The 14,148-nt window shown below is 64.5% G+C and carries 13 protein-coding genes; 11 read left to right on the plus strand and 2 right to left on the minus strand.

The window, feature by feature from the left end:
- Positions 1-5 precede the first annotated feature (5 nt).
- From NV1_RS11935 to NV1_RS11960, 6 genes are read left to right on the plus strand one after another with little or no spacing between them, the layout of a single operon-like run.
- Positions 6-833: an enoyl-CoA hydratase/isomerase family protein gene (locus tag NV1_RS11935; protein WP_067889789.1), complete on the plus strand. Its 828-nt coding sequence runs from the start codon at positions 6-8 to the stop codon at positions 831-833.
- Entirely contained in the window at positions 824-2,299 is a 1,476-nt protein-coding gene (locus tag NV1_RS11940; RefSeq protein WP_067889563.1) for a class I adenylate-forming enzyme family protein, read from the plus strand. Before NV1_RS11935 ends, NV1_RS11940 begins: the two co-directional genes overlap by 10 nt.
- On the plus strand, positions 2,289-3,986 hold the full coding sequence (locus NV1_RS11945) for a class I adenylate-forming enzyme family protein (RefSeq protein WP_067889566.1): 1,698 nt from the start codon (positions 2,289-2,291) through the stop codon (positions 3,984-3,986). Before NV1_RS11940 ends, NV1_RS11945 begins: the two co-directional genes overlap by 11 nt.
- The gene (locus NV1_RS11950) at positions 3,983-5,785 is read left to right on the plus strand and encodes an FAD-binding protein (RefSeq protein ID WP_067889570.1); all 1,803 of its coding nucleotides are present in this window, start codon (positions 3,983-3,985) and stop codon (positions 5,783-5,785) included. Before NV1_RS11945 ends, NV1_RS11950 begins: the two co-directional genes overlap by 4 nt.
- The gene (locus tag NV1_RS11955) at positions 5,775-6,887 is read left to right on the plus strand and encodes an acyl-CoA dehydrogenase family protein (RefSeq protein WP_067889792.1); all 1,113 of its coding nucleotides are present in this window, start codon (positions 5,775-5,777) and stop codon (positions 6,885-6,887) included. Before NV1_RS11950 ends, NV1_RS11955 begins: the two co-directional genes overlap by 11 nt.
- A gap of 29 nt (positions 6,888-6,916) precedes the next feature.
- Positions 6,917-7,837 carry a TIGR03619 family F420-dependent LLM class oxidoreductase gene (locus NV1_RS11960; RefSeq protein WP_067889573.1) on the plus strand — a complete coding sequence of 307 codons (921 nt, stop codon included), beginning with the start codon at positions 6,917-6,919 and terminating at the stop codon, positions 7,835-7,837.
- On the opposite strand, the gene NV1_RS11965 is transcribed toward NV1_RS11960, so the two are convergent.
- On the minus strand, positions 7,838-8,281 hold the full coding sequence (locus tag NV1_RS11965; RefSeq protein ID WP_067889576.1) for a nuclear transport factor 2 family protein: 444 nt from the start codon (positions 8,279-8,281) through the stop codon (positions 7,838-7,840).
- 54 nt (positions 8,282-8,335) lie between these two features.
- On the opposite strand from NV1_RS11965, the gene NV1_RS11970 reads away from it, so the two are divergent.
- From NV1_RS11970 to NV1_RS43420, 5 genes are all read left to right on the plus strand, one after another.
- Entirely contained in the window at positions 8,336-8,962 is a 627-nt protein-coding gene (locus NV1_RS11970) for a cysteine hydrolase family protein (RefSeq protein ID WP_067889579.1), read from the plus strand.
- Between the two features lie 121 nt (positions 8,963-9,083).
- Positions 9,084-10,277 carry an amidohydrolase family protein gene (locus NV1_RS11975; RefSeq protein ID WP_067889582.1) on the plus strand — a complete coding sequence of 398 codons (1,194 nt, stop codon included), beginning with the start codon at positions 9,084-9,086 and terminating at the stop codon, positions 10,275-10,277.
- 75 nt (positions 10,278-10,352) lie between these two features.
- A complete protein-coding gene (locus NV1_RS11980; RefSeq protein WP_245713673.1) occupies positions 10,353-11,555 on the plus strand; it encodes a CaiB/BaiF CoA transferase family protein in 1,203 nt (400 codons plus the stop codon).
- A complete protein-coding gene (locus NV1_RS11985) occupies positions 11,552-12,769 on the plus strand; it encodes a cytochrome P450 (protein ID WP_067889585.1) in 1,218 nt (405 codons plus the stop codon). Before NV1_RS11980 ends, NV1_RS11985 begins: the two co-directional genes overlap by 4 nt.
- 232 nt (positions 12,770-13,001) lie before the next feature.
- Positions 13,002-13,418: a hypothetical protein gene (locus NV1_RS43420; protein ID WP_157116825.1), complete on the plus strand. Its 417-nt coding sequence runs from the start codon at positions 13,002-13,004 to the stop codon at positions 13,416-13,418.
- 47 nt (positions 13,419-13,465) lie between these two features.
- On the opposite strand, the gene NV1_RS11995 is transcribed toward NV1_RS43420, so the two are convergent.
- Positions 13,466-14,080 (minus strand): TetR/AcrR family transcriptional regulator, encoded by a 615-nt coding sequence (locus NV1_RS11995; RefSeq protein ID WP_067889591.1) that lies wholly within the window; start codon positions 14,078-14,080, stop codon positions 13,466-13,468.
- Between the last annotated feature and the right edge of the window lie 68 nt (positions 14,081-14,148).

Genomic DNA, 14,148 nt, shown 5'->3' on the forward strand with positions numbered 1-14,148 from the left:
GCCCCATGACATCGGCCCGTCCGAATGACGAATATCAGCGCCTGATCGTGGAACGACGGGGTGCGATCGGATGGATCATCAACAATCGGCCCGAACGCCTCAACGCATACGACTCGCTCATGCGTCAGGAGTTCCGCAGGGCCTGGACAGAACTCGACTCCGACCCCGACGTGCGGGTGATCGTGCACACCGGAACCGGACGGGCATTCCAGACCGGCGCCGAGGTGAGCGACCTGGAAGGCGAAGAGGTCGATCAGTTCAGCGACACCATGCGGACTCTGGACCTGGGGCTCACAGGCTGGCATATGAACGTCGGTAAGCCGATCATCACGGCGGTGAACGGCGTCTGCGCCGGGGGCGGCCTGCACTGGATCGCGGACGCCGACATCGTCATCGCGGCGTCGGACGCGACATTCGTCGACCCGCACGTCAGCCTCGGCCAGGTCAGTGCGCTGGAGACGATCGCACTCATGCGCAAGGTGCCCGCGGAGGCGATATTGCGCATGGCCCTGGTCGGCAGCCATGAGCGGATGACCGCGCAGCGTGCCTACGAACTGGGGATGATCAGTCAGATCGTCGACCCTCCAGACGCGTTGCACGACGCGGCCCAGGAGTTGGCCGAGAAGATCGCCCGGAACTCCCCCGCAGCCATGCGGGCGACCAAACGAGCGTTGTGGGGCGCACTGGAATTGGGCCTCACCGACGCATGCAAAGCCGGCGCGACACATCTGACGTCGATGTGGGGCCACCCCGACCAGAACGAGGGCCCGGCGGCGTTCGCGGCCAAGCGAACACCCAATTGGCAGGCGCTGGAGGGTGATTCATGTCGCTAGCAGATCTACTCGGAACGCTCCCGGAAATCGTCGTACACACCATTGACGACGAGGTCACCCTGGACGAACTGCGCGCCAGCGTCGATCGCCTCAGCGGTGTGCTGACCACGCTCGATGTCGTCCCGGGGCAGACGGTCGCCGCCATGCTTCCCAATGCCCCCGCCACGGTGGCCGCGCTCTTCGGCACCTGGTCGGCGGGGTGCGTCTACACGCCGCTCAACCCGCGCGCCGCCGACGCCGAACTCGCCGGCCAACTCGACGCATTGCGCCCTGTCGCGGTGATCACCACTCTGGAGTTGTCCGGTCGCTTCGGACAGGGCCTCGGCCGAGGCCTACACCTCATCACCACAGCGCCGAACCTCGATTGGTCGGTAGGCGCGGTCGGCTCCGCACCGGACCGCGGCAGCTTCGGCAGCGATGTGGCGCTGCTCCAATTCACCTCGGGGACAACGGGACCGCCCAAACCTGTTCCGCTGCGGCATGCCACCGTACTCGACCTGATCGATCGGCTGCTGGCCAAGCTGCGGGGGTCCTCCTCCCCCGCACCCGGCCGCGCACCCATGCCGAATCTGGTTCCCCTGTCACTTTCGCTGTGGGCCGGCATATATCAAGTATTGTTCGCCTTCCGGGCGGGCGCGGGCGTCATCTTGATGGACCGGTTCACTCCCACGGATTTCGCCGCCTTGGTGGCCAGGCACCGACTGCGTTCGACCGTGCTGCCGCCCGCGGCTCTCACGATGATCCTGCAGGAGGAGAAGGTCCGCGACCTGACACCGCTGCGAATCGTCCGCAGTATCACCGCGCCGCTGTCGCCAGTGCATGCTCGCCGCTTCCAGGAGACCTTCGGTGCCCTGGTGCTCAATTCCTACGGCCAGACCGAGCTCGGCGGCGAAGTGGTCGGCTGGTCGGCCGCCGACGCCCGGGAGTTCGGCGTGGCCAAACTGGGTTCGGTCGGCCGTGCGCTGCCCGGCATCGATGTGACGATCCGCGATGACGAGGTGCTGGTCCGCACGCCCACCACCGCGGCACGCGAGATCGATCCGGCGTTCCTCGAGCGACTCACTGAAGACGGCTGGTTTCACACCGGCGACCTGGGCTGGTTCGACGAAGACGGATTCTTGTGGCTGGATGGCCGCGTGTCCGACATGATCAACCGTGGCGGACTGAAGGTATTTCCCGGCCAGGTCGAAGATGTCCTGCTGGCCGCCGCCGGAGTTCGCGAGGCCGCGGTGGCAGGAGTGCCCGACGCCCGGCTCGGCGAGGTTCCGTGGGCTTTCGTGGTCCGATCCGACGACGGCGTATCGGCCGAGGGGCTGATTGCCTGGTGCCGCGAACGCCTGACGCCCTACCGCGTGCCGGCTCGGATCGTCTTCGTCGATGAGATCCCCCGCACCGAAGCCGGGAAGGTCCTCAAGCGAGAACTGACGGCGAATGCCATACCCCGGGACGGACTATATGACAACTGATTCCACATCTGCTGCCCCGGCGTTTCCGAACGCCGCACCCACCATCCCACAGCTACTCGCCACCGTCGCGGATCGTTTCGGCGACCGCGTCTACCTCATCGCCGAGAGCTGCTCGCTCACCTACGCCGACCTGGAACGGCGCTCGGCCCGGCTCGCCCGCACACTCATCGCCGAGGGGATCGGGAAACGGGACCATGTGGGCATATTGATGCCCAACAGCGTCGACTGGGCGATCGCCTGGTTCGCGACCACGCGCATCGGCGCGGTCGCGGTGCCGCTCAACACGTTCTACAAGCCGAAAGAACTGGCATGGACCGCACGGCATGCCGACCTGCGCGCCATCCTGACCGTGCCGCGGTTGCGGACAAACGACTTCCCCGATCGGCTGGAGGAGGCGTTCGCGGGCCTGGCCGAGCAGAAAACGCCGGGCCGTCTTCGCCTGCCGTGCGCACCGTATCTGCGGACGATCGCGATATGGGGTGAGACCGGACGACAATGGGCCACCACGGTCGTCGAGGACCGCACCGCCGCCGCGGCAGCCCCACACTGTTCGGAGATCGACCTGCTGGCCGACATCGAAGCATGCGTGACGCCCGCCGACGACTGCGTCATCGTCTACACCTCCGGCAGCACCGGTGACCCAAAAGGGCCGCGGCACAGTCACGGAACCATGGTGCGGCACAGCCGTCGGCTCACCTCGATCTATCTGGTGGAGCACGATGACGTGCTGTTCACGGCAATGCCATTCTTCTGGATCGGCGGGCTGATGAGCGGGATCCACGGCGTCATCCACCACGGCGCAACCCTGGTCACGCAGCCCGTCTTCGACGCTGCCGAGGCACTCGAACTGATCGAAAAACACCGGGCGACAACCACACTGGGCTGGCCGCAACAGGGCAAGACATTGGCCGAACAGCCCGGTTTCGCCACCAGAGACCTGAGTTCGGTACGCCGCACCAGCATGCCCGCGACCGTCGATGCGCCACGCCGGCCCCCGGCGACCGGTGCGTTGTGCTTGGGAATGACCGAATTGGCCGGCGTGCACCTGGGCGAGGATCCCTACGTCGCCCAGCCCGAACATCGGCGCGGCGCCTACGGGCCGTCGCTGCCGGGTCTGACGCACCGAATCGTCGCACCGGACACCGGAGAACCGGTGCCCACGGGAGCCACCGGCGAGATCTGGGTCCGCGGCTACGCCCTGATGCAAGGATTCCACAAGCGAGAGCGCGAAGAGGTCTTCACCGCCGACGGCTTCTACCGCACCGGCGACGCCGGATTCGCCGATGCCGACGGGTGGATCACCTACACCGGCCGGCTCGGCGACATGATCAAAACCGGTGGCGGCGTGAACGTCACCCCGGCCGATGTCGAGGCCGCACTCACCGGGTGCCCCGGGGTGCTGGAGGCATACGTCGTCGGCGCCCGGGATCCACGACACGGCGAGGTGGTCGCCGCGGCGGTCGTCCCACAGGCCGGCGCCGGCCTCGACGCCGAAACCCTGCGGACCCGGGTCAAGAGTGAATTGTCGGCATACAAAGTGCCCAAGCACATCTGGATCACGGGCAAACAGCACCTGCCCTTCACCGACACCGGAAAACTCAAACGCCCGGCTCTGGCCGACCTGCTCACCGCCCGGATCGCCGAGTCACACACGATCACTGCCACAACGCTTCCCGGAGAGGCATGACCGTGAGTCTGCGAATCGCCATACTTGTCAAACAGATTCCCGCTGTCCAGGAGATGCGGCTGGACAGCAACGGCAGGCTCCGCCGCGAAGGACTTACCACGGAACTGAATGCCTACTGCCGCCGAGCCGTGGCGAAAGCGGTCGAACTCGTCGCCGAATACGGCGGCGAATGCGTCGTCCTCACGCTGGGACCGCCGAACGCCGAGGAGGTCCTGCGCGAGTCGATCGCCTGGGCGCACATGCACGACGTGCGTATGACCGGAGTGCACGCCTGCGATCCGCGGTTCGCCGGATCGGACACGCTCGCGACAGCGAACGCGCTCGCCGCTGTACTCCGCCGAGAGGGACCCTTCGATCTGGTACTCATCGGGCGTGCGTCTTTGGACGCCGACACCGGCCAGGTCGGGCCGCAGATCGCCGAACTGCTCCGATTGCCCTTCGCCACCGCGGTGCGCGAGTTTTCATATGCCCCGGACACTTCGACCATCTCGGTGCGATGTGAACATGACGACGGCTCGGTCCGGGCCACAGTCACACTACCCGCGGTGGTTTCGGCCGCCGAGCGGTTGATCGCGCCGTGCAAAGTCGTGCCGGAGGGCCGAGCCGCGGTGGCGGGCGAGTTGATCCGCACGGTGACGGCGGCCGAATTGGGACAAGGCCCATGGGGGCAGGCGGGCAGCCCCACCCGGGTCGGCCCGACTCGCGTGCACTCGGCACGACGGACGAAACACATCCTGTCCGGCCCTATTCAAGATCAGGTGGCCGAGGCGATCACACGATTGATCGCTCGCGGCGCGCTGCGATCGGATAACCCCCCCGCGCTCACCGAAGCCGTGCCTGCTCGGCAACCTGGATCGGCCTCCGGGGCACCGATCGCTGTGGTGCTGGAACCGGACCGGCCCCGGGTCGCTCGCGAATTGCTCTGCGCCGCAGCGAAAATAGCCAACCAGATCGGCGGACACGTCGTCGCGTTGGGCCCCGGCCTGCCTAGTGCCGAATCGCTCGGCGCCTGGGGCGCCGACAAAGCCATCGGTTTCACCGGGTCCACTATCGAGGAAGATCTCGCGCGTGGTATCGCGACCTGGGCCCAGCACGACACGCCACAGATCATGCTCATCCCCAGCACCGCCTGGGGACGTGAAATCGCCGGCCGGGTTGCGGCCCGGCTGGCAGCGGGCCTCGTCGGTGACAGCGTGGACCTCGAACTTCACGATGGCCGGCTGGTCGCCTGGAAGCCCGCCTTCGGCGGACAGCTTGTCGCCGCCGTCATCTCGACCTCGGATCTGCAGATGGCCACGGTTCGCGCGGGCGCCTTGCCGCTCGCCGCGCCGAGGCGATACACCGCCGAACTGACTCACCATGCCCTGACCAGTATGGGTGGCATCGAGATCATCGACAGGTACCGAGACGACGACCTGGATATCCTCGAAGAGGCGCTGACCGTCATCGGAATCGGCGCCGGGGTCAGCGCGCAGGATCACGAGCGGCTTGTCCCGCTCCAAAAGATCCTCGGCGCCGAACTCGCCGCGACTCGGAAAGTCACCGACAGAGGTGAGTTGCCCCGCGCCCGCCAGATCGGCATCACCGGCCGGTCCATCGCTCCCCGCCTGTATATCGCATTGGGGATCAGCGGGAAGTTCAACCACAGCGTCGGCGTGCGGCGCGCGCAGACGGTGCTGGCGGTCAACTCCGATCCATCGGCACCGATATTCGACAGCGCGGACATCGGTGTGGTCGGCGATTGGCGTGCCGCCGTGGATGCCCTCATCCCTGCCCTGGAGGCCACCGGTGGACTCTGACGATCAGCAGGACCTGCGTAAATCTGTCCAGGAGTTCCTTCGCGCATACAGCTCTACCACCGCTGTGCGGGCGCTGATGGATTCCGTGCCGGGATACGACCCCGCGGTGTGGCGTCGGATCTCGACCGAACTCGGTCTCCCCAGCATCGCCATACCCGAGGAATTCGGCGGAGCCGGTGCGGGTATGGCCGAATTGGCGGTGGTATTCGAAGAGATGGGCGCAGCACTGCTGTGCGCACCGTACTTCTCGACCGTCGCCTTCGCCTCGCATACCGTGGCGGCGAGCGCGGATCGTCCCGCTATGGCCGAGCTGCTGCCCGGGCTCGCCGACGGATCGATGACGGCCACGGTGATCATCAACGGGCACCTCGGGCCATGGGACCCCAACTCCATCGATTTGCGCATCCGGCGGCACGGCGGCGGCTACGTCGTGGACGGCGCCGCCCCCATGGTTCTCGACGGCCACACCGCCGATCTCCTCCTGGTCGCCGCACGCGGCGATGCGGGCATCAGCTTGGCGGCCGTCCGGTCCGGCACATCCGGGGTCCGGCACAGACCGCTGGCCCGATTGGATCGCACACGCAGCATCTCCGCTATCGACTTCGACTGCGCCGCAGCCACTCTCATCGGCGACGAGGGCCATGCCGAGCCGGCTCTGCGGACTGCCACCGACCTGGCCACCGTAGCGCTGTGTGCCGAGCAGGTCGGCGGCGCCCAGCGCTGTCTGGACGCCGCGGTCTCCTACGCCTCGACTCGCATCCAGTTCGGCCGACCTATCGGCAGCTTCCAGGCCGTCAAACACCGATGCGCGGATATGCTCGTGCGCCTGGAGGGGGCGCGATCGGCCCTGCGCTACGCCGTCGCGACCGCCGATTCCGCAGACCGCGATGAGCTGAGAATCGCTTCCTCGGTAGCCAAACTTGCTGCCTCCGAAGCATTCCTGCACTGCGCGATCGACAATATGCGCACCCACGGCGGCATCGGATTCACCTGGGAACACGACGCGCATCTCTACTTTCGGCGCGCCAAGGCCGGCCAGCTGATGTTGGGCAGTCCCGATTGGCATGCCGAACGGCTCGCCCGGTTGATCGGCGACTGCTGACAGACACCCCACCTTCCGAAAGGACAGCCGTGACCATGCGCTTCTCGTTGGAACTGCCCACTCAGCACGTCGAGGCTCCCGGTGAATTCGTCACCGGCGAAGCCATTGCCGAAATCGCCCGGGAGGCGGAGGCTTTGGGCTATGGGGCCGTCCACGTGACCGATCATCCCGCGCCGGATTCCAGATGGCTCGACCACGGCGGGCACCACGCGCTCGACCCGTTCGTCGCGCTGGCCTTCGCCGCGGCGGCGACGTCCAGGGTGAACCTGCTGACCAATATCTACGTCGCCGCGTACCGCAACCCGTTTCTGGGCGCGAAGTCGATACACAGTCTGGATGTGTTGTCCGGCGGCCGGGTGATCCTCGGCACCGGCGCGGGATATCTGAAGCCGGAATTCCGAGCGGTCGGAGTCGATTTCGACAACCGCAGCCGACTACTCGATGAAGCCCTGGACGTGCTGGCGAAGCTGTTCGACGGGAGCGACGTCGCGCACGAGGGCGATACTTTCAGCGCGAGAGGTGTCCGGTTCCGCCCGATATCTCCGCGCGGCAGCCACCCGCCCATCTGGATCGGAGGCAACAGCAAGTCCGCCGTACGCCGCGCCGTGTCGCGACACGAAGGATGGGCGCCGTTCAATACCTTCGGGTACGCGGCCGCATCACGGACCGCCGAGATCGACAACCTCGCCGAACTGGAAGCCGCTATCGCCTGGGCACGTGATTACGCACACCGGATAGGCCGAACCAAGCCACTTGACATCTGCTTCTCCGCAGGAAATCTGCTGGACGACAACACATCGGTCGACGAGCGGCACGCCACCGTCGCCCGGCTCGGCGCCGCGGGCGTCACCTGGCTGGTCGTTGCCGCCGCCGGTGACACCCGCAGGGCGGTCATCGAGAACGCCGCGTCGTTCGCCCACAGCTTCATCACGGTCGGACGGGTGAGCTAGTCAGTCATGTGATGCGTTGCGCATCAGACTGTTCGCAGCGTATCCGTCGACCCTGATGCTGCGTGACTCGAACAACCAGCGCTCGGCGACCGGGATCAGAACGTCACGGTAGCGGCCCCAGTGGTCTACCCCGATGTCGGTGTAGACCACGAAACAGCTGCCGACGCCCACCTGGTCGGCGCCGACCTCGGTGAACCGCACGCTCGACACATGATGACGCACATAGCTCGGCGCGGGTCGGTCACCGCCCGGACCCAACTGCGCTCCCAAGCCCGCCTGTATCGCGTCCCGGCCGACCAACGGCTCACTTCCGGTGAACCGCAGGGTGCCGTGCTCGCTGAAACATGCGGCCAGTGCCTGCAGATCGAATCGATCGGTGGCAGCGGTGTAGTCGGACATGGTCTGACGCACGCATTCCCGCGCGGCGATCTCCCAGATATCCACTCGACGACCTCCATTGAGAACATAAATTATCAGTACAGGATAACGTTGATTTCCATGAGCTCCCACTCTCTCAACAGCCTCATTCGCCCCGGCACCACAGCCCTCGTCACCCAAGAATGCCAAGGTGGGGTGATCGGAGCCCATTCCGGACTTCCCGCCCTGGCCGAGGAAGCCCGCCGCGAAGCGATCCCGAACATCGGCAAACTGCTCGACGCCGCGCGAAGCGCGGGAGTCTCTGTCATCCATTGCGTGGTTCAGCGCCGCCCGGACGGCCGGGGATCGAACACGAACGCACGGTTGTTCGGCGCGGGGCGATCGTTCTCCGTCGACCTGAGCCCCGGTAGCGATGGGGCGACACTCTTACCGGAATTCGGGCCTGCCCCTGACGATCTCGTTCTCACCCGGATCCACGGGCTGGGGCCGATGGCCGGAACGAGCTTGGACCCTGTGCTGCGTAACCTCGGCATCACGACGATCATCGGCGTCGGAGTCTCGGTCAACGTGGCCATCACCAATTTCGTCATGGATGCGGTCAACTCGGGCTACCAGTTCGTCCTACCTCGCGACGCGGTCAGCGGGTACCCGCGCAGCTATTGCGAGACGGTCATCGACAACACCCTGTCGCTGCTGGCCACCGTGACCTCCACTGACGCCGTTGTCCGAGCCTGGTCCGAAATGTAGCGCCCGACCCGGCCGGAAGGCCGCCGCCTACCCGCTCATGGTATGGATGCGGCACCGCCGTTCGTGATAATGTCGATTCTCACTGATCGTAAACGGTCGTATCCACAAGGAGGACCACTCGATGCCATCTCGCTCGCTTCCCTACCCCGTCTTCGACATCGACAACCACATGTATGAGACGCCCGATGCGTTGACCAAGTTCCTGCCCGCCCAGTACCGGGGCAAGGTCGCCCTGGCCCTCGTCGAAGGCCGGCCGCGACTGGTCGTCAAGGACCGCATCAGCCATATGATCCCCAACCCGACATTCGAGCGTGTCGCTCGCCCGGGCAGCGCCGAGGACTATTTCCTCGGAAACAATCCGCAGGGCCTGTCGTTCCGTGAATTCATCGGCGACGCAATGGAAGTCATTCCGGCATACCAGTCACCGGCGCCACGGATGGAACTGATGGACGAGTTGGGCATCGACATGTGCGTCATGTACCCCACTCTCGCGAGTCTGGTCGAGGAGCGCAGCACCGACGACGTGATACTCACGCACGCGGTGATGCACGCACTCAACGAGTGGATGTACGAGCACTGGAGCTTCGACTACGAGGGACGAATCTTCGCCACACCGGTGATCACACTGCCGGTGGTGGACAAGGCAATCGAAGAGCTGCACTGGTGCCTGGAGCGCAAGATGCGCACATTCCTCGTGCGCCCGGCTCCGGTGCCTAGTCTGACCGGCGGTTCACGTTCCCTCGGCCTGCCCGAATTCGACCCGTTCTGGCAGGCCGTCGTGGATGCGGGCATCCCGGTCACCCTGCACGCGTCGGACAGCGGTTACCAGAAACATCTGCAGGAGTGGGAAGGCGGCGACGAATATCTGTCGTTCAAAGCCAGTGCGCTTCGCGAGGTGGTGATGGGCCACCGCGCGATCGAGGACACCCTCGGTGCCCTGGTCTGCCATGGCGCATTGAGTAGATTCCCCGACCTGAAGATCATCTGTGTCGAAAACGGCAGTGGCTGGGTCCGCGGTCTGCTGGACACCCTGGCTACCGCATACAAGATCATGCCCAAGGAATTCGACGAGGATCCCGTCGAGGTATTCAAGCGCAACGTCTACATCCACCCGTTCCTGGAGGACAACGTTCCGGGAATCATCGACATCATGGGGGTCGACCACGTGCTGTTCGGATCGGACTTCCCGCATCCGGAGGGCATCGGCGATCCGCTCAGTTTCGTCGATCGGCTCGCCGGCGTCCCCGAGGCGGACAAGGCCAAGATCATGGGTGGTAACGCGATGAACGTGCTGGGCATAGGTGTCTCAGCGTGAACGATATGCACACGTCTGCTCCCTCCCGTGTGGGGATGCAGCCTCGGAAGGGAGACCACCATTAGCACCGATAAAGTGTTGAGCGGGGTTCGCGTTCTCGAAGTCGCGGCGTGGACATTCGTTCCCTCGGCCGGCGCCGTCCTCGCGGAATGGGGCGCCGAGGTCATCAAGGTAGAGCCCCGGGTCGGCGGAGATCCGCAACGGGGTCTTGTCACGTCCGGAATCGTCGACGAGGGCGGCTCGGTCAACTACATGATCGAGATTCCCAATCGCGGCAAGAAATCGATCGGGATCGACCTGCTGACCGAGGGCGGACAGCAGGTGGTCTACGATTTGGCGAAAACATGCGACGTCTTCCTGACCAGTTATCTTCCGGAGCGCCGTAAACGGATGGGTATCGATGTCGAGGACATCCGGAACGCCAATTCGAATATCGTCTACGTACGAGGCTCGGGTCACGGTCCCATCGGCCCGGACGCGGACAAGCCCGGCTACGACGGTGTCTCCTACTGGTCACGTGGCGGTATCGCGGTGGCGCTCACCGAGGAACACGACGAGTTGGTGCGGTCCCGCCCGGCATTCGGGGATCTGCTCGGCGGAATGGCGATCGCCGGCGGTATCGCCGCTGCCTTGTACAAGCGGCTCGCCACCGGTACAGGATCGGTGGTGGACGTGTCCCTACTCGGCCTGGCCGCATGGAACCTCGGTCCGGATATCGCTACGAGCCAGATCCACGGTGGCAGCGCCGTACCCCGGTACGGCCACGCCGATGCGCCCAATCCATTGGTCGGCAATTATCGCACCAAAGACGGTCGGTACGTCACACTGATGATGCTCCAGCTCGATAAGTTTTTCGCCGAAGCAATGCGCGTGGTCGGATTGCCCGAACTGGTCGACAATCCTCTGTTCGCGGATCCCGTAGCGCGATTCGACAACCGTAGTGCGCTCATTGCGTTGCTGGATAAGGCATTCGCACAACATACTCTCTCCGAGTGGCGCACCATCTTGTCGGATCTGTCAGGCGCGTGGGGTGTGGTGCAGACGGCGGGCGAGGTATGTGTGGATCCGGCCGTGACCGCGAACGGTTATATTGCGCGTACCACGACCACGACGGGCGTACCATATGCGCTGCCGGTCAACCCGGTGCAGTTCGACCAGCAGCACGTGGTACCAACCGGAGCACCCGAACACGGCCAGCACACCGAGGAAATTCTCCTCGCCACGGGGATGGACTGGGACAAGATCGAGCATTATAAGTCCACCGGAGCGATCCTATGACGCATACGACGCACTCCCTGGAATTCGACCCCTTTTCGGAGGGTTTTTTCAATGGGGCGTGGGACACCTATCGGCAGCTCCGCGACGAAGCGCCCGTCTATTACAGCAGCAAATGGGACTTCTGGGCACTCTCACGCTTCGAGGATGTCGCGCCGGCGACGAAGGACTACGCAACCTATTCCTCGGCCAAGGGTGCGACCCTGGATATGATCAAGGCTCCGGACCAGTCCATTCCGGTGCCAAAGGTGATCATCTCGATGGATCCACCGGAGCACGACAGAATGCGCCGATTGGTCAGTAAAGTGTTCACCCCGCGGGCGATCGGAGCTCTCGAGCAGATGGTGGCCGAGAAAATCCGCGCCGTCGCCGACACGCTGGATCCGTCCGGCTTCGACGTCGTCGCGGAATTCTCGGCACTGTTCCCGGTCGAGATAATCACGGCAATGCTGGGTGTGCCACCGGGAGACCGGCAGCAGATCCGGCTCTGGCTCGATCTTCTCCTGGAACGCGAGCCCGGCCAGATCCACATCACCGAGGCCGGATATGAAGCTTCAATTGCGACCGGTCTGTACTATTACCAGCTCGTCCAGAACCGGCGGGCCCATCCGGCCGACGATATGATAAGCAGGTTGATCGAAACCGAGATCGAACGCGACGGTCAACTCGAAAAGCTGAACGATGTGGATATCACCGGGTTCGCTTCACTATTGGGCGGCGCCGGCGCCGAGACGGTCACGAAATTGATCGGCAGTGCCATGGTGGCCTTCGCCGACCACCCGGCCGAATGGCAGAAACTTCGCGCCGATCGGAGCAGAATACCCGCCGCGGTCGAGGAATTGCTCCGGTACGCGGCACCGTCACAGTACCAAGTCCGGTCGACCACGCGGGATGTCACTCTGCACGGTACAACGATCCCCGAAGGAAGTGCGGTACTGCTGCTGACCGCGTCGGCCACCCGCGATGAGCGGGTATTCACCGATCCGGACCGCCTCGATATCGACCGTGAACAGAGAACCGGGTTCAACCTGGCGTTCGGGTACGGCATACACAGTTGCCTGGGCGCGGCACTGGCACGGATGGAGAGCCGGATCGCGCTGGATGTTCTCCTCGATCTCCTCCCCGAGTACGAGGTGGACCGTGCCGGATCGCGACGGGTGGCGATGTCGAACGTTTCAGGCTGGTCGAATGTACCGGTACGCGCCGTCAGCTCCTGAACAACCGGCCGTTGAACAGTGGTAGCCCGCGTTCTCACGACGCGCGGGCTACCACTGCTTCCGGCCGAGCAACCCGACCGACTACCGGATCGGCAGGCAGCGGACTCGGGAATCGAGAGCCTCAGATCCGAGCGAGGGCGGAGGCAATGTCGAATCGCTCGGCCCGCCGGAAAGTCTCGGTACTGGGGATATCCGGCTTACCGCCGACGCGGAGTGCGTTTTTCTTGAATGCTTGGGCTGCCCGGCTGAGACGGTATTCGACCGGTTCGAGTCTGCTCTCGAGATCGTTGTCCCAGTACCCGCCCCAGAGCAGGATCTGCGAACCCCTCTGTTCGGCACAAGCAGCGACCTGTTTGCGGATTCCTTCATCATCCTGAAAAACGCTGGTGTCGGCGACCACGACATCGGGGCGAAACCCGCCGAACCCGAACCCGAAGGCATTGCCGAGTGGAGCGATATCAGCACCGAGCACCCGGAATGCACGATCATCCGGGCAGGACGCCAGGAAGCCGCGAACCTGCCACCCACTTGCGGCCTGGTCGAAGATCAGTCCGCCGGCAGCGGTGACCGTCGCATCGACATCGCACCCGAACACATACAACTGCAATGGCCGCGAATGGCACCGCTGCGTCCGGAAACCGGTATGTGAAAGAGCATCGGGAAGTATGGTTGCAACCATCTTTCGGTCCTTTGATATCAGGTATCTTTCGCGCGCCGCTGCCGTTGTGGCCCGGCTTCGATAAAACCGGACACGGCGTGTGCGCGAACGAAACCTGCCACCGCCTCGTCGTCGTTCATATCCAGCAGCGGCGACGGCGTGGAGAACAGGGAGAACAGGATCCGCGAGAACCACTCCGCCGCGCCCATTATGTCGAGATCTTTACGAACCTCACCGGTGAGCCGCGCCGCAATGAGATGCGGCGCAAGGAATTCGGCGCATTCCTGCAGCAGCAGGGCTCCGTTCTTGGTCAGCAATAGACCGACTTCTGCATCATCGAAATACAGTTCCGTCTCGACGATCCGGCGTGCACGAGTTACGAAGACTGCTGCACCGGCGAGTTTCTCCACCAGCGTTTCCTCGCTGGAAATAGCTTTGGCCATATTTCGATAGAAACGCTGAGACGCCGCCTCGGCGCACGCTTCCACCAGTGCAGCCTTATCGCTGAAATACTCGTAGAACGTACTACGCGAAACGTCTGCCGCGCGCGCGATATCGACGACAGTGGCCTTGCGCAGACCTTGATTCCGGAAACACCAGTACGCTGCCGAGATAATGGTCGCACGGGTGTCCTCCGATTCCGCGTGGGTCATTTCGGACCGGCGCGAGCTAGACTTCGCCATGTTCATGACGATAAGCCACGGTTACGACCGGTCACCGA

Source organism: Nocardia vaccinii NBRC 15922, assembly GCF_001613305.1.
GTDB classification, from domain to species: Bacteria; Actinomycetota; Actinomycetes; order Mycobacteriales; family Mycobacteriaceae; genus Nocardia; species Nocardia vaccinii.